The sequence below is a fragment of the Bradyrhizobium sp. SZCCHNS3016 genome (assembly GCF_032484535.1).
Classification (GTDB): Bacteria; Pseudomonadota; Alphaproteobacteria; order Rhizobiales; family Xanthobacteraceae; genus Bradyrhizobium.
On record NZ_JAUETE010000002.1, the window covers coordinates 150,001 to 171,720 of the forward strand.

Annotated in this window: 25 protein-coding genes and 1 tRNA gene (1 of these 26 only partly in view); 12 read left to right on the plus strand and 14 right to left on the minus strand. The window is 65.0% G+C overall.

Annotated elements, in window-relative coordinates; genetic code table 11:
- Positions 1-659: the 5' portion of an NAD(P)H-dependent oxidoreductase gene (locus QW881_RS04935; RefSeq protein ID WP_315755980.1), read on the minus strand. 649 nt of this gene lie to the left of the window's left edge; the window shows 659 of its 1,308 coding nt (coding positions 1-659); the start codon lies at positions 657-659; its stop codon lies off the left edge, out of view.
- Between the two features lie 169 nt (positions 660-828).
- Positions 829-1,629 carry a phytanoyl-CoA dioxygenase family protein gene (locus QW881_RS04940; RefSeq protein WP_315755981.1) on the minus strand — a complete coding sequence of 267 codons (801 nt, stop codon included), beginning with the start codon at positions 1,627-1,629 and terminating at the stop codon, positions 829-831.
- A 209-nt stretch (positions 1,630-1,838) separates the two neighbouring features.
- Here QW881_RS04940 and QW881_RS04945 point away from each other — a divergent pair, with 209 nt between their 5' ends.
- Both QW881_RS04945 and QW881_RS04950 read left to right on the plus strand, forming a co-directional pair.
- Positions 1,839-2,381: a methylated-DNA--[protein]-cysteine S-methyltransferase gene (locus QW881_RS04945; protein WP_315755982.1), complete on the plus strand. Its 543-nt coding sequence runs from the start codon at positions 1,839-1,841 to the stop codon at positions 2,379-2,381.
- A 103-nt stretch (positions 2,382-2,484) separates the two neighbouring features.
- Complete coding sequence (locus QW881_RS04950) at positions 2,485-2,817, plus strand: DHCW motif cupin fold protein (RefSeq protein ID WP_315736257.1); 333 nt, start codon at positions 2,485-2,487, stop codon at positions 2,815-2,817.
- A gap of 12 nt (positions 2,818-2,829) precedes the next feature.
- On the opposite strand, the gene QW881_RS04955 is transcribed toward QW881_RS04950, so the two are convergent.
- From QW881_RS04955 to QW881_RS04970, 4 genes are all read right to left on the minus strand, one after another.
- Positions 2,830-3,696, minus strand: coding sequence for an MBL fold metallo-hydrolase (locus QW881_RS04955; RefSeq protein WP_315755983.1), 867 nt, complete (start codon positions 3,694-3,696; stop codon positions 2,830-2,832).
- 19 nt (positions 3,697-3,715) lie between these two features.
- Complete coding sequence (locus tag QW881_RS04960) at positions 3,716-4,330, minus strand: glutathione S-transferase family protein (protein ID WP_315755984.1); 615 nt, start codon at positions 4,328-4,330, stop codon at positions 3,716-3,718.
- A 119-nt stretch (positions 4,331-4,449) separates the two neighbouring features.
- Positions 4,450-5,292: a fumarylacetoacetate hydrolase family protein gene (locus tag QW881_RS04965; protein WP_315755985.1), complete on the minus strand. Its 843-nt coding sequence runs from the start codon at positions 5,290-5,292 to the stop codon at positions 4,450-4,452.
- Positions 5,293-5,369: 77 nt separating this feature from the next.
- Positions 5,370-6,233, minus strand: coding sequence for an MBL fold metallo-hydrolase (locus QW881_RS04970; RefSeq protein WP_315755986.1), 864 nt, complete (start codon positions 6,231-6,233; stop codon positions 5,370-5,372).
- Positions 6,234-6,349: 116 nt separating this feature from the next.
- On the opposite strand from QW881_RS04970, the gene QW881_RS04975 reads away from it, so the two are divergent.
- Complete coding sequence (locus QW881_RS04975; RefSeq protein WP_315736261.1) at positions 6,350-6,805, plus strand: DUF3775 domain-containing protein; 456 nt, start codon at positions 6,350-6,352, stop codon at positions 6,803-6,805.
- A gap of 292 nt (positions 6,806-7,097) precedes the next feature.
- Here QW881_RS04975 and QW881_RS04980 read toward each other — a convergent pair whose 3' ends face one another.
- Together QW881_RS04980 and QW881_RS04985 are read right to left on the minus strand one after the other, a co-directional pair.
- The gene (locus QW881_RS04980; protein WP_315753786.1) at positions 7,098-7,880 is read right to left on the minus strand and encodes an SDR family oxidoreductase; all 783 of its coding nucleotides are present in this window, start codon (positions 7,878-7,880) and stop codon (positions 7,098-7,100) included.
- A gap of 141 nt (positions 7,881-8,021) precedes the next feature.
- Positions 8,022-8,537, minus strand: a complete 516-nt coding sequence (locus tag QW881_RS04985) for a CvpA family protein (protein WP_315755987.1) — start codon at positions 8,535-8,537, stop codon at positions 8,022-8,024.
- Between the two features lie 110 nt (positions 8,538-8,647).
- Here QW881_RS04985 and QW881_RS04990 point away from each other — a divergent pair, with 110 nt between their 5' ends.
- Complete coding sequence (locus QW881_RS04990) at positions 8,648-9,409, plus strand: SDR family oxidoreductase (protein WP_315755988.1); 762 nt, start codon at positions 8,648-8,650, stop codon at positions 9,407-9,409.
- A 45-nt stretch (positions 9,410-9,454) separates the two neighbouring features.
- Here the strand turns inward: QW881_RS04990 and QW881_RS04995 are convergent, their stop codons facing one another.
- Together QW881_RS04995 and QW881_RS05000 are read right to left on the minus strand one after the other, a co-directional pair.
- Complete coding sequence (locus QW881_RS04995; RefSeq protein WP_315755989.1) at positions 9,455-11,056, minus strand: GMC family oxidoreductase; 1,602 nt, start codon at positions 11,054-11,056, stop codon at positions 9,455-9,457.
- Between the two features lie 156 nt (positions 11,057-11,212).
- On the minus strand, positions 11,213-12,646 hold the full coding sequence (locus QW881_RS05000; protein WP_315755990.1) for a coniferyl aldehyde dehydrogenase: 1,434 nt from the start codon (positions 12,644-12,646) through the stop codon (positions 11,213-11,215).
- Between the two features lie 492 nt (positions 12,647-13,138).
- On the opposite strand from QW881_RS05000, the gene QW881_RS05005 reads away from it, so the two are divergent.
- A tRNA-Met gene (locus QW881_RS05005) sits at positions 13,139-13,215 on the plus strand.
- Positions 13,216-13,522: 307 nt separating this feature from the next.
- Here the strand turns inward: QW881_RS05005 and QW881_RS05010 are convergent.
- From QW881_RS05010 to QW881_RS05020, 3 genes are all read right to left on the minus strand, one after another.
- Positions 13,523-14,608 carry a YeeE/YedE family protein gene (locus QW881_RS05010; protein ID WP_315736267.1) on the minus strand — a complete coding sequence of 362 codons (1,086 nt, stop codon included), beginning with the start codon at positions 14,606-14,608 and terminating at the stop codon, positions 13,523-13,525.
- Positions 14,609-14,729: 121 nt separating this feature from the next.
- Positions 14,730-15,080 carry a metalloregulator ArsR/SmtB family transcription factor gene (locus QW881_RS05015; RefSeq protein WP_315755991.1) on the minus strand — a complete coding sequence of 117 codons (351 nt, stop codon included), beginning with the start codon at positions 15,078-15,080 and terminating at the stop codon, positions 14,730-14,732.
- Between the two features lie 24 nt (positions 15,081-15,104).
- Complete coding sequence (locus QW881_RS05020; RefSeq protein ID WP_315737028.1) at positions 15,105-15,494, minus strand: thioredoxin; 390 nt, start codon at positions 15,492-15,494, stop codon at positions 15,105-15,107.
- A 121-nt stretch (positions 15,495-15,615) separates the two neighbouring features.
- Here QW881_RS05020 and QW881_RS05025 point away from each other — a divergent pair, with 121 nt between their 5' ends.
- Entirely contained in the window at positions 15,616-16,350 is a 735-nt protein-coding gene (locus QW881_RS05025) for a cytochrome c biogenesis CcdA family protein (protein WP_315755992.1), read from the plus strand.
- On the opposite strand, the gene QW881_RS05030 is transcribed toward QW881_RS05025, so the two are convergent.
- Complete coding sequence (locus QW881_RS05030) at positions 16,351-17,067, minus strand: hypothetical protein (protein ID WP_315755993.1); 717 nt, start codon at positions 17,065-17,067, stop codon at positions 16,351-16,353.
- A gap of 94 nt (positions 17,068-17,161) precedes the next feature.
- Between QW881_RS05030 and QW881_RS05035 the strand changes: the two genes are divergently transcribed.
- From QW881_RS05035 to soxB, 6 genes are all read left to right on the plus strand, one after another.
- Positions 17,162-17,752: a thioredoxin family protein gene (locus tag QW881_RS05035; protein ID WP_315755994.1), complete on the plus strand. Its 591-nt coding sequence runs from the start codon at positions 17,162-17,164 to the stop codon at positions 17,750-17,752.
- A 129-nt stretch (positions 17,753-17,881) separates the two neighbouring features.
- A complete protein-coding gene (soxX, locus tag QW881_RS05040; protein WP_315755995.1) occupies positions 17,882-18,325 on the plus strand; it encodes a sulfur oxidation c-type cytochrome SoxX in 444 nt (147 codons plus the stop codon).
- A 20-nt stretch (positions 18,326-18,345) separates the two neighbouring features.
- The gene (gene soxY / locus QW881_RS05045) at positions 18,346-18,798 is read left to right on the plus strand and encodes a thiosulfate oxidation carrier protein SoxY (RefSeq protein ID WP_315736272.1); all 453 of its coding nucleotides are present in this window, start codon (positions 18,346-18,348) and stop codon (positions 18,796-18,798) included.
- 18 nt (positions 18,799-18,816) lie between these two features.
- Positions 18,817-19,143: a thiosulfate oxidation carrier complex protein SoxZ gene (gene soxZ / locus QW881_RS05050; protein WP_315755996.1), complete on the plus strand. Its 327-nt coding sequence runs from the start codon at positions 18,817-18,819 to the stop codon at positions 19,141-19,143.
- Positions 19,144-19,176: 33 nt separating this feature from the next.
- On the plus strand, positions 19,177-20,001 hold the full coding sequence (gene soxA / locus QW881_RS05055; RefSeq protein ID WP_315755997.1) for a sulfur oxidation c-type cytochrome SoxA: 825 nt from the start codon (positions 19,177-19,179) through the stop codon (positions 19,999-20,001).
- A 24-nt stretch (positions 20,002-20,025) separates the two neighbouring features.
- A complete protein-coding gene (gene soxB / locus QW881_RS05060) occupies positions 20,026-21,720 on the plus strand; it encodes a thiosulfohydrolase SoxB (protein ID WP_315755998.1) in 1,695 nt (564 codons plus the stop codon).

The following is a 21,720-nucleotide window of genomic DNA, read 5'->3' on the forward strand; positions in this document are numbered from 1 at the left end:
GCGGCCATCTCGATGGCCGACTTGGTGCCGTCGAGGAAGGAATTGAACATCTGCGGATTCATGCCGGCAGACTGTGCTTCGCCCGCCGTCAGCCCGTAATGCTGCCAGACGCCGTCCGGCGTCACGTCGTGATAGGCCGGCAGATATTTCGTGCCCTTGCCGGCCGCGACGACGTGGAAGCCGGTCGCGCGTGCCCAGTCGACGAGCTCGGCTGTCAGCGCCGGCTGGTCGCCATAGGCCAGCGAATAGACCACGCCCGCCTTGCGCGCCTCTTCCGCAAGAAGCGGCCCGGCCAGCACGTCGGCCTCGACATTGACCATCACGATGTGCTTGCCAGCCTTGATCGCGGCGCGCGCATGGCGGATGCCGGCAGCAGGATTGCCGGTCGCTTCGACAACGACATCAACGCCGTCACCCGTCGCCTTCGAACCATCGGGGCTGAAATTCGTGCGCGCGATTAGCTCGGCGCTCCAGCCGACCGTCCGGCACGCGTCGCGGGCGCGCTCGGGATCGAGGTCGATGACGACGGGGACCTCGAGGCCCGCGACGTGCGGCACCTGCGCCAGAAACATCGAGCCGAACTTGCCGGCGCCGATCAGTGCCACGCGGACGGGCTTGCCGGAGGCATTGCGGGCTTGGAGGAGGGCGTGGAGGTTCATTGGAGAATTCCAGCATTTCTTGGAGGCGCGGTAGGGCGGCTATCAGTTTCCCCGTCATGGCCGGGCTTGACCCGGCCGTCCATCTCCAACGGGGGTCGTAGTCCTGATTGATGGATGCCCGGGTCAAGCCCGGGCATGACGACTCTCTTCGTAGCGCGATTGTCTGCCTCTACTCCGCCGCTTCGCAATGCGCCCGCGCCAGTTGTAGCAGCGCATCGTCCGGCAGCGTCACAATCGGCGCGAAATCGCGATGCGCGATGTAGTCGGGCCGCGTGGGCGTGCGGATATGGTTCGAGACGGCGTTGAGTGTGAGGTACACGATCTTGCGCGGATAGGGTGTGATGTTGCCGGCGGAGCCGTGCACAAGATTGCCGTGGAACATCAGCATGCCGCCCGGCTTTCCGGTTGGCGCGACGATGCCGCCTTCCGCGACCAGCCGCGTCACCGTCGCCTCGTCCAAGGTCCACAATGGATAGGACGTCGTCGCGAGATCGTGCGACGCCTCGAGGTCGCCGGCATGCTGGCTGCGCGGCACCAGCATCAAGGGGCCGTTGATCGGCATGACCTCGTCGAGGAAGATCGCGATGTTCATCGCGCGCGGTTCCGGCATGCCGTCGTCGCGCTTCCAGGTGCCGTAGTCCTGGTGCCATTGCCAGACATCGCCGGTGAAGGCCGATTTGGCGTTGATCTTGAACTGATGCATGTAGACCTTCTCGCCGAAGATCTGCTCGATCGGCTCGATCATGCGCGGATGCGCCGCGAGCACGCGGAAGGCGTCGTTGTAGAGATGGGCGGCAAACGCCGTGCGCGGCGCGCCGCTCCTTTCGCGCCAGACCTCGGGCCTGTTGGCGGCGTAGATCGCCTCCGCCTCGTGGGCGAGGAACGCGGTCTCCTCCGGGCTGAACAACTCGGGCAGGAACAGCCAGCCCTCGCGGTTGAAGAATGCAATCTGCTCCGGGGTCAGCTTCATGTCCTTCTCCCTCGCCTTGGCTTCCTCGGACGGGGCGCCCGCTCTTTGCGCCGGGCTGCCTCTGCGTCGTGCTCCCATCCTCTCGGCCTGCCGATGGGCGTCACGGTGCTTCCGCTGTCGACATTGGCAGAATCCGGGTGGATCGCAACATTCTCCAAGCCTATTTTGACTGGCAGATGATACGGGGCAGATCGACGATGGAGCCCGCCATGTCTGACCACTTCTACGCACTTTTCGAGACCGCGATCGGCACTTGCGCGATCGCCTGGGGACCACGCGGAATCAACGCGGTGCAACTGCCGATGGGCGGCGTCGCGCAGACCCGGACCCGGATGCAGCAGCGCCACCCGGGCATCGCCGAGGATGAGCCGCCGGCGCATGTGCAGCGCGTCATCACCCGCGTCAAGGCGCTACTGGCCGGAGAGCCGGATGATCTCACCGACGTGGCTCTCGATCTCGACGGCGTCAGCGCATTCCAGCGCGGCGTCTACGACATCGCGCGCCGGATCCCGCCGGGCCGGACCCTGACCTATGGCGACATCGCCAAACAGCTCGGCGGCGTCGAGTTGTCGCGCGAGGTCGGTCAGGCGCTGGGCCGCAACCCGTGTCCCATCGTGGTGCCATGCCATCGCGTGCTCGCGGCCGGCAACAAGCCGGGCGGCTTCTCCGCCAATGGTGGCGTCGACACCAAGCTGAGGATGCTGGCGATCGAGGGCGCCGCGGTGAACCATACGCCCAGCCTGTTCGATTGACGGCAGAACGCGACTGGAAGGCGGGTTTGATCTCCGGCGCGGTTCGCTCTATGCGGTGGCGCGGTCTCGACCCCGCCAACCCATCTCCGAGCAGAGCGCGCCGATGAAAATTCCGACCCTTCCCTTCACCGTGACCGACTGGTCGGCCGTTCCCGTGACCGAGCATCCGGGAGAGCAGGGCACGGCCTATTGGCGGACGCTGATGATCGGCGACATCCGGGTGCGGCAGGTCGAGTACACGCCGGGCTATCTTGCCGATCATTGGTGCGATCGCGGCCACATCCTGCTGGTGCTGGAAGGCGAGCTCGAGAGCGAGCTCAAGGACGGCCGCAGGTTCACTCTGTCGGCGGGCATGAGCTATCAGGTCTCCGATTTCGGCGACGCTGCCCATCGGTCCTTTACGCCGAAAGGCGCCAAGCTGTTCATCGTCGACTGAGATCTGCGAGCGTTACACGGTCTCGCAGGCGAAGCCGTTGCCCTTGCGCCTGATACGCCCGACCGAGGGCGAGGGAAAATGGGCCGTGCAGCACAGCGTCGCCGTGTCGCAATAGCGATCGAGAAAGGTGCGCCGCGTCGCTGCGGCCTGCGCCGGATCGACGTCGAATTTCGGCGACAGCTCGGGAAGCCCAAGCTGCAGCGGCGAGTGCATCAGGTCGCCGGAGAACACCGCGTCGTCCTTGCCCTTGCCGACGGCGACCGCGACATGGCCGGGCGTGTGCCCCGGCGTCGGCAGCAGGCGGACGTGATCGCCGATCGCGAATCCATCCTTCACGATGTCGGCGCGCTTGGCCTCGACCACCGGCAGCACGCTGTCGGCGAATGGAGGCACCTCGGCCTTGGCGTTCTGCGCCACCCAGTAATCATATTCGCGCTGCGCGAAGACGTAGCGCGCATTCGGAAAGGTCGGCACCCAGCGGCCGTTGTCGAGCCGCGTGTTCCAGCCGACATGATCGGTGTGCAGATGGGTGCACATCACGACGTCGATGTCGTCGACCGACACGCCCGCAGTCGCAAGCGCCCGGATGTAGGTGTCGTCGGTCTTCATGTTCCAGACCGGCCGCGCGCGCGGCTTGTCGTTGCCGATGCAGCTGTCGATCAGGATGGTGTGGTGAGGCGTCCTCACCACGTAGGACTGAAAGCACAGGATCAGCGTGTCCTGCGCATCGAGGGCACCGGCCGCCTGCAGCGCGCTGCGTTCCGCTGCCAGCATCTCCGACGTCAGCCCCGGAAACATCTCGCGCGCCGGCAGGAACGTGGTTTCCTGCTCGATGATGCGATAAATGGTCGTGTCTGCAACCGAGAATGTCAGCGTCACGTCAGCTCCTGTTCGGCGATCAAGCCGCCGGCGGCACCGAGACCTTCACCGATTCCCGCTCCAGCATCTTGTTGTGGAACGCGTCGAGCGTCGGAAACGCCTTGCGCCAGCCGCAATCCGCAAACCGGAAATCAGCATAGCCGAGCACGCAGACGAGTCCGATCGAAACGATGTCGAACGGCCGCGTCATCAGGTCGCTCTGCGCATTGAAGCGGGCCATGCCCATCCAGGCGCGATTCCAGTGGTCGTCGGACCACGCCTGCCAGCGTAGGCCCTCCGGGCGCACCATCGCCTCGTAGCGGCATAGCAGCATCGAATCGAGCATGCCCTGCAGCATCGAATGCTCGCTCTTCACCTTCCAGCGCGAGGGACCCGATGCCGGAATGAGCTTGTTGCCGCCGGCGAGCTCGTCGAGATACTCGACGATCACATAGGAATCCAGGATCACGTCGCCGTTGTCGAGGATCAGCACCGGCAGCTTCTTCAGCGGCGTGATCTTCGAATACTCCTCATTGGCCTGGCCCGGCGTCACCGCTGCGGCCATGAATTCGATCTTGTCGATCAGCCCGAGCTCGATGGCGGCGATGCGCACCTTGCGGGCGAACGGCGAGGCGGGCGAGAAGGTGAGTTTCATCGGTAGTGTCCTCTGGCTGGTCATTCCGGGGCGATGCGAAGCATCGAACCCGGAATCTCGAGATTCCGGGTCTGGCGCTACGCGCCATCCCGGAATGACTCACAAGTCGATATCGCGCCTTACGCCTCGATGATCTCCTGGCGCTGCTCGCCGAGGCGCTCGATGCCGAGCGTGACGACGTCGCCGACGTTGAGGAAGGTCGGCGGCTTCATGCCCATGCCGACCCCCGGAGGCGTGCCCGTGGTGACGATGTCGCCGGGCAGCAGCGTCATGAACTGCGAGACGTAGGAGATGCACTTCGCCATCGAGAAGATCATCGTCGCGGTGGTGCCGGTCTGGCGGCGCTGGCCGTTGACGTCGAGCCACATCGACAGGTTCTGCACGTCTGGAATCTCGTCCTTGGTGACGAGCCACGGGCCGACCGGGCCGAACGTGTCGTGCGACTTGCCCTTGGTCCACTGGCCAAGCCGCTCGATCTGGAAGTTGCGCTCGGACACGTCGTTGCAGATCGTGTAGCCGGCGATGTGGTTCAGCGCCTCCGCCTCGGAGACGTATTTGGCGCGGGTGCCGATGATGGCGGCGATCTCGACCTCCCAGTCGAGCTTGGTCGAGCCGCGCGGCTTCTCGACCTGATCATAGGGGCCGCACAGCGCGGTGTTGGCTTTCAGGAAGAAGATCGGCTCGGCCGGAATCGGGTTGCCGGTCTCCTTGGCATGGTCGGAGTAGTTGAGACCGATCGCCACGAATTTCGAGATGCCGGTGACGGGGGCGCCGAGCCGCGGCTTGCCGGAGACGGCGGGCAGGGAGGCCGGATCGAGCGCGGCGAGCTTCTTCAGGGACTCCGGCGCATAGGCGGCGCCGTCGAGGTCCTTCACATGCGCCGACAGGTCGCGCAACTGGCCGGATGCGTCGATCAGGCCCGGCTTTTCCGCGCCCTTCTCGCCGTAGCGAACAAGCTTCATTGGTTTCTCTCCCTCAATTCCTTGGTATTCCAGAGCCCTGTCATGGAGCATGGCGGGAGGAAATTCAACCTCGCGGGCTATGCGTCGCCGCTGCCCTGTAATGCCTCGAAGCGGAAGGCGGCGCCGTCCCGCCGGATATGGCCGGCATGGAAATGGCCGCCGATCACCAGCGTCTCAGTGTCGGCAAAACGCGAGAACAGCGCCCGCCGGGTCGCGATCGCCTGCGCCGGATCGGAATCGACCGTCGAGCTCCAACCGAGATGCGCCATCTGGCAGGGATGATGGGCGACGTCCCCGGTGAGCAGGGCCTGCGCGCCATCCGAGCGGATGTGCAGGCTGACATGACCGGGGCTGTGGCCCGGCGTCGGGATCAGCGTGATCTCGTCGGTGATCACAGCCTCGCTTCCGACGAGCTCCGCACGTCCGGCCGCAACGATCGGCTGCACGGAATCGGCGAAGGTCGCGGTCTCGTCGGCGGCCTCGCTGTGATCGCGCCAATGCTCATATTCGCTGCGGCCGAAGACGTAGCGCGCATTGGCAAAGGTCGGGACCCAGCGGCCGTCGACCAGCCGCGTATTCCATCCGACATGGTCGACATGGAGGTGGGTGCAGATCACCATGTCGATACTCTCAGGCGGGAGGCCAGCAGCGCTCATCGTCTCCAGGAACGGTGTCGCGCGGTTGTTCCACATTGGCACGCTGCGGCCCTGCTTGTCGTTGCCGAGCCCGGTGTCGACCACGATCCGCATCGTCGGTGTTTCCAGCACCAGGGTGTGGATCGACATCTTCAGCCGGCCTTCATCGGTCGCAAAATCGGGCGCGAGCCAGGACAGCTCGCGGATCGCCTCGGGCGTTGCCTGCGGCAGGATGAAGCGGGTGCCGCCGACAGTCTCCAGCTCGACGAATTTGGTGATCCTGACCCGGCCGATCGTCCAAGACATGCGCGCTTCCTCGTCGTATTCTTGATGCCGGTCACGATGCCGCGTGGCTTATTCCGGCGCAATGGATCAACTGCCCGGAACAAGCGTTGCTGCATTCCGTCCATGAGGAGAACGCCATGCCAGAGCTGACGATATCGCCCGAGAAGGTCGCCTTCCTGATCGAAAAGGCGCGCGAGTTCGACGTCAAGGAGCAGGCAACCGATGAGGAATCCGGCTCGAATGCTGTCGATGACGACATGGTCGACGTGCTCCAGGATAGCGGCGATGATCCTGTGGTGCGCGAGATCACCGGTTTCATCAACGCGATGACCGAGGACGAGCAGACCGATCTCGTCGCCTTGATGCGGCTCGGCCGCGGCGACGGCGATATCGACGAGTGGGACGATCTGCGCCGCGAGGCCGCCGGCCAGCGCGACCGCCACACCGCGCGTTATCTGCTGGGCGAGCCGATGCTCGGCGACCTGCTGGCGGAGGGCCTCGATGCGTTCGGCATCGATTGGACCGAAGGCCGCACCACGGCGGATTCGTCGAGCCCAAGCCAGCGCGACGAGGACGAGACCACGAAGCGGTAGGTCGTTCGGAAAGGCAGAGTCGCTGTATTCATAGCGCGGATGGCAAACAGAACTCACAGCTTTATTAGTTGGATTCGAATTCCTATTGCGCCGGCACTGCGCTCCCTCGCCCCGCTTGCGGGGAGAGGGTTGGGGTGAGGGGGACTCTCCACAGACACCGCGTTCGCGGAGAGCCCCCTCACCCGGATTGCATCTCGCGATGCAATCCGATCTCTCCCCGCAAGCGGGGCGAGGTGAAAGCCCGGGATCGGCGTAGCAGGTTTCCGCGCCAGACCGCCCAAGGAAGTCTGTCTTACAGCGTGCCTGGGAAGGCGCCGCCGTCGAGCAGGATGTTCTGGCCGGTGATGTAGCCGGCCTTGGCGCCGCACAGGAAGGCGCAGGCGAGTCCAAATTCCTCGGGATCGCCGAAGCGACCTGCAGGGTTCGTCTTGGCGCGGTCGGCGAGGATCTGCTCCGGCGTGACACCGCGCTTCTCGGCCTCGCCCTTTGCCGTCGAGAGCAGGCGGTCGGTCTCGAACGGCCCCGGCAGCAGCGCATTGATCGTGACGTTGTTGATCACGGTCTTGCGCGACAGGCCGGCGACGAAGCCGGTGAGGCCGGCGCGGGCGCCGTTGGAGAGGCCGAGAATGTCGATCGGCGCCTTCACCGCGGCCGAGGTGATGTTGACGATGCGGCCGAACTTGCGCGCCATCATGCCGTCGACGGTCGCCTTGATCAGCTCGATCGGCGTCAGCATGTTGGCGTCGAGCGCCTTGATCCAGTCGTCGCGGGTCCAGTTGCGAAAATCGCCGGGCGGCGGGCCGCCGGCATTGTTGATCAGGATGTCCGGATCCGGGCAGGCCTTCAGCACGGCGGCGCGGCCCTCGGGCGTGGTGATGTCGCCCGCCACTTCCGTCACGGTGACGCCAGGATTGGCAGCGCGGATCTCGGCCGCGGTCTTCGCCAGCACTTCGGCGCCGCGCGCCGTGATCGTGACATGTACGCCTTCATTGGCCAGCGCGATGGCGCAGGCGCGGCCCAAGCCCTTGCTGGAGGCGCAGACGATGGCGCGGCGGCCCTTGATCCCGAGATCCACGATTGATCACTCCGATATGTCAGTGAGGCTGGAAGAAAGATAGGCGCATTCTAGCCAACCGAATTGCCGCTGATAAGAGCAGCCGGCCTGTGCCGAATTGCATGGCTCGCTATGACGGGAGAGGCGGCGCCGCCGTGTCCGTCAGATGCGCCGTTCCTGCTTCAGCCGGTCGATCAGGCTTGCGACCTCCGGAGGCAGCGAGCGGAAGCCGTTTGCGCCTGCGAGCGAGAGCATCGGCCGCAGGCGTGATCCCTCGAGGAAGCGCGGCTGACGCTCGGGTGGAACGATCCTGTCGAACACCAGAACCAGCGTGGTCGCGACCATGCCGGTGCGCACTGCGCCCAGCAGAGCGCCCCCGAGCCGATCGCCGAAGCCGGCCTCGGAACCGATCGCTTCGTCGAGCAGGATGCGGCCGATCTTGCCCAGCGCCATGCCGATGACGACGAAGGCGGCGAAGAACTGCAGCCAGTTCTGTGCCAGCGGAGTCCCGTGCATGTCGCGCAGTTGCGGGCTCATCGCCGCGACAGCGCCCATCGCCAGCGGCATCGCGAGCAGGTAGGCCAGAATCGTGATGGCGCTGCGCAACAGCCCGGTCGAGAAGCCGCTGTAGACGGCAACCATCAGTGCTGCACAAGCGGCGAGGTCGAAAGCGTTCATGGGTGCTCCGCCGCGGTTGTAGGCCGGTCCGGTAAACGATTCCGGTTTGCGCTGTTTCAAATCGTCTGTATCAATGCGCTGCAACAAATGAGGAAGCTGTGGGAGGGACCATGTCCGACCTGTTCGATGTCAGCCGCGAGGTGATCCTGATCACCGGCGCGAGCCAGGGACTCGGCCGGCAGTTCGCGCGGGTTCTATCGGCGCATGGCGCCGCCGTTGCGCTCGCGGCGCGCCAGACCGGCAAGCTCAAGGCGCTGGAGGAGGAGATCAGGGCCAGGGGTGGTCGCGCCGCCGCGGTCGAGATGGACGTGACGAGCACGACGTCGATAGCCAGGGGCATGGATGTCGCCGAAGCCGCGCTCGGGCCCGTCACGGTGCTGATCAACAACGCCGGAATCGCCGTGGAGAAGCTCGCTGTCGAGCAGAGCGAAGCGGATTGGGACGCCGTGATCGGCGCCAATCTGAAGGGCGCCTATTTCGCTGCAACCGAAGCGGCGCGGCGCATGACGGCGCGCAAGGCCGGCGGCAACATCATCAACATCGCCTCGGTGCTCGGCTTCAGCGTCGTCAAGTTCATCTCGCCTTATGCGATCTCCAAGGCCGGCGTGGTGCAGGCGACCAAGGCGCTGGCGCTGGAGCTTGCGGCGAGCGGCATCCGCGTCAACGCACTGGCGCCCGGCTATATCGACACCGACATCAATCACAACGTCTGGGAGACGCCTGCGGGCGAGAAGCTGATCAAGCGCATCCCGCAGCGGCGCGTCGGCCATGAGAGCGATCTCGACGGCGCAATCCTGCTGCTGGCGTCCAGCGCCTCGCGCTACATGACCGGCAGCGTCGTCACGGTGGATGGCGGCTTCCTGCTGACGTGAGGCCCTGCTGATCCGCAGGTTGATATCCCTCGATGGCAAGCGGACTCAGCCTTTCAGCTCGCTCCTGATCATGTCGGCGGCCTTCTCGCCGATCATGATGGTTGGCGCATTGGTGTTGCCGCCGATCAGGGTCGGCATGATCGAGGCATCGACCGCGCGCAGGCCGGAGAGACCATGCACCTTCAACTTGGGATCGACGACGGCGAGTGGATCGTCGACGCCCATCTTGCAGGTGCCGACAGGATGGTAGACCGTATCGACGCGGGCGCGCATGACGGCGCGAATGTCGTCGTCGGTCCTGACGTCCGACGTAAACAGGTCGCGCTTGCCGAGGCTGCGCATCGCCGGCGTCTGCATCAGCCGCTGCGTCGTCTTGTAGCCGGCCACCATGGTCTCGAGATCCTCGGCCTCGCCCAGGAAGTTGGGATCGATCAGCGGCGCGGCGAGCGGATCGGCATTCCTCAAACCGACCGTGCCGCGGCTCTTCGGCCGCAGCAGACAGAAATGGCAGGAGAAGCCGTTGCCATGGCGCTTGCGGCCGTGATCGTCGGTGACGGCCATGCCGAAATGCAGCTGGATGTCGGGGATGTCGAGATCGGGCCGCGTCTTCAGGAAGCCGCCGCATTCGGCGAAGTTCGAGGTCAGGACGCCGCGGCGCTCGCGGCGATATTGGCCGATGCCCGCCAGCAGCCGACGCAGGCCTTTCGGCGACAGGGAAGAGAAATTGGGGTTGTCGGAGGTGTAGGCGAAGATGAAATCCGGATGATCTTGCAGGTTCTGTCCGACACCCGGCAGATGGTGGATGCTGGCGATGCCGAGCCGCGCCAGGGCGCTCGCGTCGCCGATGCCCGACAGCATCAGCAATTGCGGGGTCTGGAACGCGCCGGAGGCGAGGATCACTTCACGTCGGCAGCGGATCTCCTTGACCTCCTTGCCCTGGCGATACTTCACGCCGACCGCGCGCTTGCCCTCGAACAGGATCATCGAGGCATGCGCCGAGGTCTCGACCCGCAGGTTGCTGCGGCTGCCGAGATGCGGCTGGATGTAGGCCCGTGCCGCGCTCCAGCGCTCGCCATTGGCTTGCGTGACTTGATAGAGCCCGAGCCCTTCCTGCGTCTCGGCATTGAAGTCGTCGCGGATCGGAAACTGCGCTTCGCGCGCGGCCTGGAGGAAGATCTCGTGCACGGGATTGTCGGTCCGCAGCCGGTTGACGGGCAGCGGTCCCGATCGCCCATGATACTCGCCGTCGAACTCGGCATTGTTCTCGGAGCGCTTGAAGTAGGGCAGTACGTCGTCATACGACCACCCGGGATTGCCGAGTGCAGCCCAATGATCGTAGTCGGCGCGGTGGCCGCGGATGTAGACCATGGCGTTGATCGCCGAGGAGCCGCCGAGCCCGCGGCCGCGCGGCTGATAGCCGCTGCGCCCGTCCAGGCCCTTTTGCGGCACGGTGGTGAAAGACCAGTTGTTGACGGGCCCCGCGACCATCAGGAACAGCATGTAGGGCGTGGTTACGATCCAGTTGTCGTTGCGTCCCCCGGCGTCGAGCAGCGCCACGGATGTCGCCGGATCTTCCGACAGGCGGCCGGCAACCGTTGCGCCGCCGCTGCCGCCGCCCACGACGATGAAATCGACCTCGTCCGTCACGCATCTCTCCCTGATGTTGTCTTGCTTGTTGTTTGAATGTCATTCCAAGGGGCGGCGCCGCGCGCAGCTGGCGAAACCATTGGGCTAGGCTTGCACCCCATCATCTCGGGGTTCCGGGTTCGCACTTTGCGCGCCCCGGAATGACGATTGGTGTGGCTAGGACAGGAATCGCAGCAGCTTTTCGATTCGGGCGATGCTGGCGCCGTAGGGAGGATAGAGATCCTTCATGCGGTTGAAGGGCGAGCGGTAGAACACCGGCTTCAGCTTGCTGAAGCTGTTGAAGCCCCATTCGCCGTGATAGTGGCCGGTGCCGGAGGCGCCGACGCCGCCCATCGGCTGGTTCATCTGCGCAAAATGCAGCAGGCAGTCGTTGATGGTGACGCCGCCGGAGACGGTGCGCGCCAGCACCGTGTCACGGGCCGCAGCGTCACTGCCGAACCAGTACAGCGCGAGCGGCCGGTCGTGGGCGTTGATGTGGCGGATCACCTCGTCGGACTGGCGATAGGTCATGATGGGCAGCAGGGGACCGAAGATCTCCTCCTGCATGATCGCCATGTCCGGGGTTGCACCGACCACGACGGTCGGTGGAAATTTCCGCAGCTTCTTCCAGGCCGGATCTTCCGGACTGGTCGTGCTCAGCGTCTTGGCGCCGCGCGCGATCGCGTCGCGCAGCAATCCTTCCAGCCGGGCATAGTGCCGCTCGGAGATGATCGACGTGTAATCGGCATTGGCCGGGTTGGTGCCGAACATCTGCAGCATGTGCCGGTGCAGCTTGCCCGCGAATGCGTCGCGTTGCGGCTCGGGCACGAACACGTAGTCCGGCGCGATGCAGGTCTGGCCGGCGTTGAGCAGCTTGGCATAGGCGATCCGCTCCGCGGCTTCGTCGATGTTGGCGGAGACGTCGACGATGGTCGGTGACTTGCCGCCGAGCTCGAGCGTCACCGGGGTCAAGTTGCGTCCGGCGGCCTCAGCGACGATGCGGCCGACGCGGGTCGAGCCGGTGAAGACGAGATGATCGAAGGGCAGCGCCGCAAAGGCCTCCGCGATGCCGTTGTCGATGCCGGTGACGGTGAGCTGGGCCGGGTCGAAATTCGCCGCGATCAGCTCCTTGAGCAGCGCCGAGAAGTGCGGCGTCAGTTCGCTCGGCTTGATCATGACCCGGTTGCCGGCGGCGAGCGCGCCGATTGCCGGCGCCAGCGTCAGCTGCAGCGGGTAATTCCACGGCGCGATGATACCGACCACGCCGAGCGGCTGCGGAATCAGGCGGTTGCGCGCCGGCCAGAACTGCAGCGCGGTGGCGATGCGCCGCGGCGCCATCCAGCGCGGCAGCACCTTGAGCGTGTGCCTGATCTCGGCCTGCAGGAACAGCGTTTCGGCAATCGTCGTCTCGACGGCGCAGCGGTGGCCGAAATCGGCCGAGATCGCCTGCTCCAGGCGCTTCTCGTTGTCCGACAGCATCGCTCGGAGCCGCCTCAGGCCGTCCAGCCGCGCCGCGAGGGCGGGTGGAGGCGCATTGCGGGAGGCCTCGACCTGCGCCTGGAACGCGTCGTCGAGTGCCGAGAGGGCTGGGCTCTTCACGGACTGGTCCATGGACGTCTCCTCGCGTGTACCGCGGCCGCGTGCAGGGCCGTCATTCTGGTTGGCTTAAAGCTGCCGCGTTGCGGAACCCTTGGCAAGCACGGCATCGGTTTTGCGCCGCCTGGCGATACCGTAGAACCAAGCCGTTTGGCGGGTGTGTGGTTCGTCGATCCCTGCCGCCGCCCTTCGAGGAACTTTGTCCTTGTTCCCAGCCTGGGCCGTGCGCCTCATGCTGGCGGGCAAACAGGCCGATCTCATAAGAGATTGGATTATCGATGTAATTCGAGCAACAAGGCTCGTAGCGGGCGGTGTCACAATCCGGCAAAAAAACTTGCGGAAAGCCCTTTCCAAACCGGCCTCGCATTGGTACATACCGCCCGCACCCGATGGCCGACCCGGCCGGCGGGCTCAAGCCTTCTCAGGAAGCCTTTGGGATGGATCGGCAGCGCCTCAGGCGTCTGCCAGGACCGCCCGGCGCTTCTCTGAAGGTGACGCACAAGTTAACGCGGGGTGGAGCAGCCCGGTAGCTCGTCAGGCTCATAACCTGAAGGTCATAGGTTCAAATCCTATCCCCGCAACCACTGAGACCGACACTCCCGTAGCCGATAAGGCTGCGGGAGTTTTGGTTTGTGCCGCTTCCTCCCTGTGAGCTGCTGTGCAGCTGAGGACAGTGCCGTCTCCCCCTGAAGCGTGGCATCGGAAGATCCGGGGATTATCAGGGGGGCGGCGTTCCAGACGACCGTGTAAGTCGGCAGACAATTTGCGATGCTTGCATTGAATCTGAAATATTGAGGTAACGGGCGAAATCCACAGTCCGTCTGCCTGCGGCACAACGCCATTGGCCAAGCGTGGGAGCAAGCTCGCACCTTGCGAGAGCGTAGCCACCCGTCACGAAGTCAGACGCAGCAGGTTGCGCACGGCAGGGCGCCATTCGCCGGTCATGGTGTATTCGAGGCCGAGCCGTGCGCCGCAGGTGATCGCCAGCATCGTCAGCGGCGCCGAGACCGCCAGCGTCGAGAATGCCGACAGGCCCTGTCCGATCGTGCAGCCCATCGACATGATGCCGCCGGTGCCCATCAGCAGCGCGCCGGTCATGTGACGCTTCAGCTCGCGCGCGTCATCGCAGGCTTCCCAGCGGAAGACGCGCGAAAACATTGCCGCGACGAACGAGCCCAGGATCACGCCGGCGACGGAGCCGATCGCAAAATCGGCCCGGCTGCCGGACAGCGTGGCGATGTAGAGCACGGTATTGCCGAGCGGGGCAACGAAGGTCAGGGATGCCACGCGCGCCGGATCGAAATCGTCATTGCCGAGCCAGCTGGTAGCGAACCAGCCGAACGCCACCGCACAGCCTACGGCGAGGCCGGAGAGCAGCAGGCGCGGCGATCTCACGAGGCGCCCGTCGGCCAATGCCCAGGCCGCGAGCGCGACCGCTGCGACGGAAACGGTTGCCGGCCGCGCATATGAGCCAAGTGCGGGCGACAGCAGCATATCCATGCCCTGGGTCATCGTTTCGGGCAGGCGTATGGAGAGCGGCTCGATCAGCGAGATGCGCAGGAATCCCGTGAGCCCGCGCATCGCGGCCAGGGCTGACACGCCCAGCACCAGAAACACGACGATGGCGCGCAGATCACCGCCGCCGATACGGACCAGCGTCCCGAAGCCGCAGGTGCCGACCAGGGCCATCCCGATGCCGAACGACAGGCCGCCGAGGATGGCGCCGCCGAGCGGAATGGACGACGTCAAGTAGATCGAGCGCGACAGGTCGATCAGGCCGAAGCTGGCGAGCAACTGGGTTGCGACCAGCGCGACCGCCGCCGCCAGAGCGAAGGATTTGAGTCGTCGGGTATCGGCGCCGAAGAACGCGTCCTCCAGCATCGCGAGCGTACAGAAGCGGCCGGCACGACCGGCGACGCCGAGAACGGCGCCCGCGAGCAGCCCACACATGAACGTCAGTGCTGATGGGCTGAGCATTCCTCTCCGACATCCTCGTTGGTTTCCCGGCATTGTGCGCCAGGAACGGCGGGGACGCCAGACCTCTTGCGCCCCTACGGGGCGCGCCGATGCGAAGCCCGAGACCGCGAGGGCCAACCTGTCAGCGGCGGCGCTTGCGGACCGGCTCGCAATAGACGTCGTAGATCGCCGTCAGGATCTTGCGGACATCTTCGCTCGCAAGGCTGTAGTAGATCGTCTTGCCGTCGCGCCGCGTCGTGACCAGCCGGTCGAGCCTGAGACGGGCGAGCTGCTGCGAGACCGTCGACTGCCGCTCGCCCAGGAACTGCTCGAGCTCGGTGACGGATTTTTCGCCTTCGGCGAGGATGCAGAGCAGCAAAAGCCGGGACTCGTGGGACAGCGCCTTCAGCATCTCGCTGGCTTCCCGCGCCTTCTCGATCATCTGCTCGAGCTCGGCAGAGGTTTCGATGTCCTTCAACTTCGGCAGCGGCATGAATTCTGAATCCCTCGGTTGGCGTCAGGAGCGGGCCGGAGCCCCGCTTGTAGCATTCATTATGCGGCCGAGCAGCCCAAAGAAGAACGCATCGCCGGGATAACCGCGGATGCGTCCGATCTCGCGGCCCTGCTCGACCACCACGAAGGTCGGGGTGAACGCTCCCGGATCGATGCCGGAAAGATCCGTCGGCAGCGGCTTGGCAAGGTCGACCCGTCGCAGCGGCAGCGCGCGCCCTTCGTCGGTCTTGTCGTAGATAGGACCGATTTCTGCGTTGAAGCGGGCGCACCAGCCGCAGCCCGGACGTTCGAACATCACGAGCTCGGAGGCGAACGCCGGGGCCGAGAGGCAAATGCCGGTCACCACCGCCCCTGCGAGCGTTGCGAATCCGCGCGATGCACTTCTGCTGGACATGCCGAGATCCTCTCTGGACTTGTCGGTCAATCTATCATTAAATTCGAATATGTACTAGTGCGCGATTTCCGAATCCTGCCCGGCAGGCCGGGCACGTAGCGCTGGCCGACCGGGAGGAAAGATGGATCTCGACGTCACGCTGGGTGCCGCGCTGGCCGCGGGTCTGTTGTCGTTTCTGTCGCCGTGCATTCTGCCGCTGGTCCCGCCGTTCCTGTGCTACATGGCCGGCGTCTCGGCGGCCGACGCGATCGGCGAAACCAGCATGGCCCAGCGGCGGCGGACGGTGCTGACGGCGCTGTGCTTCGTCGGCGGTTTTTCGCTGGTGTTCGTCGGTCTTGGCGCCACCGCCTCGGTGTTCGGACGGTTCATCGCCGGCCATCTCAGCCAGCTCGGCATCCTCGCCGGCCTCGTCATCATCATGATGGGGCTGCATTTCCTCGGGGTGCTCCGGATTCCGCTGCTGTACCGGAGCGCGACGATCGACGTCGGAAGCAAGCCGGCCGGCCTGCTCGGTGCGTTCGTGATGGGACTTGCCTTCGCCTTCGGCTGGACGCCGTGCGCGGGGCCGGTCCTTGCCGCCGTGCTGATGATGGCCGGCGCGGAGGCGACGGTCGGCAAGGGCGCGCTGCTGCTCGCCGCCTACTCGGTCGGGACCGGCATCCCGTTCCTGATCGCCGCGGCCTTCACGGGGCAGTTCATGACCATGCTCAAGGGTATCAAGCCGTATCTCCCCCTGGTCGAGAAGACGATGGGCGGCTTTCTCGTCCTGACCGGCGCGGCCTTTCTCGCCGGCGTGATCCCGCGGATGTCGGAATGGATCTTCGAGCGCTTTCCGTCGCTCGCCACCATCGGCTGATCAGCCGAAGCGGAAGTCCAATAGATTGACGAAGGACTGCAGTTCGATCTCATAGCGATGCACCAGGCCGGCGTCGCTCTCGCGCGCGGCGCGGCCGATTTCGCCGGCGCTCGTCGTGGCGCCGTCGATCAGGCGGCGGAATTCGGCCTGGCGCGCCACGTCGGGCGCGGCGAGGCCGTTGCAGCGTTGCAGCCGGTCGCGCAGCGCTGTGCCGGCCTGGACGACCTCGCCAGGCTCGGCCTTGCTCGCTGCGAACCGCGCAGCTGCGTTGCGCAACGCGTCCATGACGGGTGACAGGTCGAACACGCAATCGCTGAGCTCGACCACGCCGGCGTCCTGCCTCAGGGCGTGAAGCGACCGGCGCAACGCGGCAATGGCCGCCGCAGCGCGTGCCCCGTCACCTGCGGTCAGCGCTTCGTCCGTCTGCTTCAGGCGATCGTTTCCGGTGGCGATCAACTCTGCAAAGGACTTCGCCGAATAGGGCGCATTGGAGTGCTCGGCGAGCCGGCTGAGCCTGGCCCAGGCGGTCCGGGCGTCGTCGAGCTCGATCTGGGCCAGGCCCACATTGCCGGTGCGGCCATAGCTCGCGGCTGTGCGCAGGCTGGCCATCGCCGAGCGCATGAAGGCAGCAACGTCCGCGTTCTCTTCGGCGTGCCCACGGACGCCATGCGTGAGGCATGACAGCACGAGCGACAGCATGATGACGCGGCGCAGCATCGAATGTCCTTTTCACATTCTGTTATTCGAATATCATGTATCGAAATTCCGTGGACTTGGCAAAGTGGACTTGGCAAAGCGCGCGAGCAGGCTGATGACGACGAACCGGACGATGACGCGGCGCGATCTGGTTGCGCTGCTCTCTGCTGCGGCGGCCGTCGGCCCGGCGTCAGCGCCGGCGCAGGCCGACGCGGCGCTCGGCGACGACGGGCTCTATCACCAGTCCTGGTTTCTCAACAGCTTCCTGGACCTGCGCGAAGATCTCGAAAGCGCGGCGTTGGAAGGCAAGCGGCTTGCGATCATGTGGGAGTTGCGCGGCTGCCCGTATTGCCGCGAGACTCATCTGGTGAACTTTGCCGACCAAGGGATCACGGACTACATCCGTGCCAATTTCGAAGTGCTGCAGCTCAACCTGCTCGGCGCGCGCAAGGTGATCGACTTCGACGGCAAGGAGCTCACCGAGAAGGACCTCGCCGAGCGTTACGCGATCCGCTTCACGCCGACGTTCCAGTTCTTTCCGCCATCGGCCGAGGGGGTCTCTGCGAAGGAGCCGCTCGCACGCGAGGTGGCGCGCGCGCCGGGCTATCTCAAGCCGCCGCATTTCCTCGCAATGTTCCGCTTCGTGCGCGAGAGGGCGTATGAGCGCGGTACATTCCGCGACTATCTCGCTTCGACCAGGGGTTGAGTGCAGTGCGGCATCGAAATACGCTTGACACCAATCACATTATCAAATCATAATTCTTGAATATGATGGATCGTAAGTCCGTCGTGTCATCGTAAGGCGAGGGGACGCCTCGTCGGTCAGGGTGGAAACATGCGCCGTTTGATTCCGGCCGCCTTGCTCTGCGTGTTGCTGTCGGCAGCCGCGCGAGGTGACGAGCCGATCAGGCTCGATGTCGTCGACTATGCCATTCCGAAATCGCTGACGGGCGCGCCCGGCAATGCCGATGCCGGCAAGAAGGTGTTCTTGACGCGGACGCTGGGCAATTGTCTCGCCTGTCATCAGGTGTCGTCGCTGAAGTCGGAAGAGTTTCACGGTGAGTTCGGTCCGTCGCTCGACGGCGTCGCGACCCGCTACAACACGGCGCAATTGCGCCTGATCGTCGCCGATCCCAAGCGCATCTTCACCGACACGGTGATGCCCGCCTTCTACAAGAACGACGGACTCAATCGCGTCAGGCCGGAGTTCGTCGGCAAACCCGTCCTCACCGCCGCGCAGGTCGAGGACGTCGTCGCCTTTCTCGAAACATTGAAGTAACCGCCTCTGGAGGATGATGCATGGGCGCAATCAACAGACGACAGGCGTTCCTTCTCGGCGGCGGTTTCGTCGCCCTGACGGTGCTGCCGATGGCCGCCAACGCCGAGCCGAGCAACGACGCGGCCGAGATGATCAAGAAGTTCACCGGCGGCAAGGAAGCGGCCAAGGGCAAGATCACGCTCGATCTGCCTGAGATCGCCGAGAACGGCAACACCGTGCCGCTCGCGCTCTCGGTCGAAAGCCCGATGACACCAGACAACTACGTCAAGGAAGTGCTGTTCGTGGCCGACGGCAATCCGAACGCCGGCGTCGCCACGCTGATGTTCACGCCGATGTCCGGCAAGGCCGAGGCGTCGATCCGCATCCGTCTGGCGCAGACCCAGAACGTGATCGCGGTCGCGAAGATGAGCGACGGCTCGCTCTTCACGGAGCGCAAGACCGTCAAGGTCACCATCGGCGGCTGCGGCGGCTGAGACAGGGGAGAGACGAACATGGCAGACAAGCCGCGGATCAAGCTTCCGAAGGAAGCCAAGAAGGGCGAGATCATCCAGATCAAGACGCTGGTCTCGCATCTGATGGAATCGGGTCAGCGCAAGGATGCGCAGGGCAAGCCGATCCCACGCAAGATCATCAACAAGTTCACCTGCGAGTTCAACGGCAAGCCGGTGTTTGCCTGCGCGCTGGAGCCGGCGATCTCGGCCAACCCGTACATCCAGTTCGACGCAAGGATCGACGAGGAAGGCACGTTCAAGTTCGCCTGGACGGACGATGATGGCTCAGTCGTGACGGCCGAAGAGAAGATCTCGTTGAAGGCCTGATCGGCCGCGTGTGATCGCTAGGAGGAGTGACGGATGTCCATTCGCTACGGTTCTCTCGCCGTCCTGGCTTCGGCCGCGCTGGCTCTGTCGGCAGCCGCGACGTTCGGCCAGGAGGCCGAACGGAAGGGCATTCCGGCGCCTCCCGGTCACGTCTTCAAGACCATCATCTCGGGCTATCAGTTCCGCACCAAGGAAACGCGCGCGCTCCAGGATGACGACCTGGAGAATCCCGGCTTCCTCGCGGTGGAGCGGGCCGCCGACGTCTGGAAGACGGTCGACGGCAGCGAAGGCAAGTCGTGCATGAGCTGCCATGGCGAGGCGGAAAAGACCATGAAGGGCGTCGGCGCCGCCATGCCCAAATGGAGCGATAAGCTCAACAAGCCGGTCAATCTCGAGCAGCAGATCAACATCTGCCGCACCGAGCACATGAAGGCGCAGCCCTGGGCCTTCAAGTCGAAGGAACTGACGGACATGACGGCGTTCGTCCGCTATCAGTCGCGCGGCATGCCGGTGGCGGTGAAGACCGACGGTCCGATGTCGCCATGGTTCGAGAAGGGCAAGGAGATCTACTATACGCGGGTCGGGCAGCTCGATCTTGCCTGCGCGTCCTGCCACGAGAAGAACAACGGCAAGTTCATGCGCGCCGATTTTCTGAGCCAAGGCCAGACCAACGGCTTTCCGACCTACCGGCTGCGCGATCAGCGCCTTATCCCGCTGCACGAACGGTTCGAGGGCTGCATGTTCGACGTTCGCGGCGTGCCCTACAAGCCGCTGTCGGACGAGTTCCTCGCGCTCGAAGTCTACGTCGCCTGGCGCGGCATTGGGCTGCCCGTCGAGACACCGTCGGTCCGCAACTAGCCGCGGACACAAGGAAGATACATCATGATATCGCGTCGCGAATTCGTTCAGGTCGCATTGGCGGCGGCTGCCTTGACGGGTGGCTCCGGTCTTGCGGGTGCGACCCGCGCCTTTGCTCAGCAGAAGCTGACCGAGAAGGAGCTGCTGGCGTTCGATCCGGTCGGCAACGTCACCTTGGTGCATGTCACCGACATCCACGGCCAGCTGATGCCGCTGTATTTCCGCGAGCCGTCGACCAATCTCGGCGTCGGTGACGCCAAGGGCCAGCCGCCGCATGTCACCGGCAAGGATTTCCTCGCCCGTTTCGGCATCGCGCCGGGCTCATCGTCGGCCTATGCGCTGACGTCGGAGGATTTCGAGGCGCTCGCCAAGACCTATGGGCGGATCGGCGGGCTCGACCGCGCCGCCACCGTCATCAAGGCCATCCGCGCGGAGCGCGGCGACAAGGTCGTGCTGCTCGATGGCGGTGACACCTGGCAGGGATCATGGTCGTCGCTGAAGACCCGCGGCCAGGACATGATCGACTGCATGGCGCTGCTGAAGCCGGATGCGATGACGGGGCATTGGGAGTTCACCTACGGCACCGAGCGCGTCAAGCAGGCGGTCGATGGTCTCGGCTTCCCCTTCCTTGGCCTCAACATCCGCGACACCGAATGGAACGAGCCGGCGTTCGAAGCCTCGACGATGATCGAGCGCGGCGGCGTCAAGATCGCGGTGCTCGGCCAGGCCTTCCCGTATACGCCGGTCGCCAATCCCCGCTGGATGATTCCGAACTGGTCGTTCGGCGTGCGCGAGGAGGATGTTCAGACCCAGGTCGACAAGGCGCGCAAGGACGGCGCCGGCCTCGTGGTGCTGCTGTCGCACAACGGCTTCGACGTCGACCGCAAGCTGGCCAGCCGCGTCAAGGGTCTCGACGTCATTCTCACGGGTCACACCCATGATGCGCTGCCTGAGGCCGTGAAGGTCGGCAAGACGCTGCTGATCGCGTCGGGCTCCTCCGGCAAGTTCGTCTCGCGGCTCGATCTCGACGTCAAGGACGGCGAGGTGAAGGGCTATCGTTACAAGCTGATCCCGCTGTTCTCAGACGTGATCACGCCGGATCCGGCGATGGCGGCCAAGATCGCCGAGGTGCGCAAGCCGTTTGCCGCCGATCTCGCCCGCCCGCTGGGCCGGACCGAGACGCTGCTGTATCGCCGCGGCAATTTCAACGGCACGTTCGACGACCTCATCTGCCAGGCGCTGCTGCAGGAGCGCGATGCGGAGATCGCGCTGTCGCCGGGCTTCCGCTGGGGCACCAGCGTGATGCCGGGCCAGGACATCACCTTCGAGGACGTCACCAACGCCACCGCGATCACCTATCCGGCGGTCTATCGCATGGGCATGACCGGCACTCGGCTGAAGGAGATCATCGAGGACGTCGCCGACAACCTGTTCAACGTCGACCCCTACTACCAGCAGGGCGGCGACATGGTCCGCATCGGCGGCATGTCCTACGCCATCGACGTCAACAAGCCGCAGGGGCAGCGCATCTCCGACATGCGCCTGATCAAGACCGGGGCCGCGATCGATCCGACGCGCGAGTATCAGGTCGCGGGCTGGGCCAGCGTCAACGAGGGCACCCAGGGGCCGCCGATCTGGGAGGTCGTGTCGAGCTATCTGCAGCGCCAGAAAACCGTGCGTCTCGAGCCCAACCGGGCCGTCAAAGTCTCTGGAGTGTGA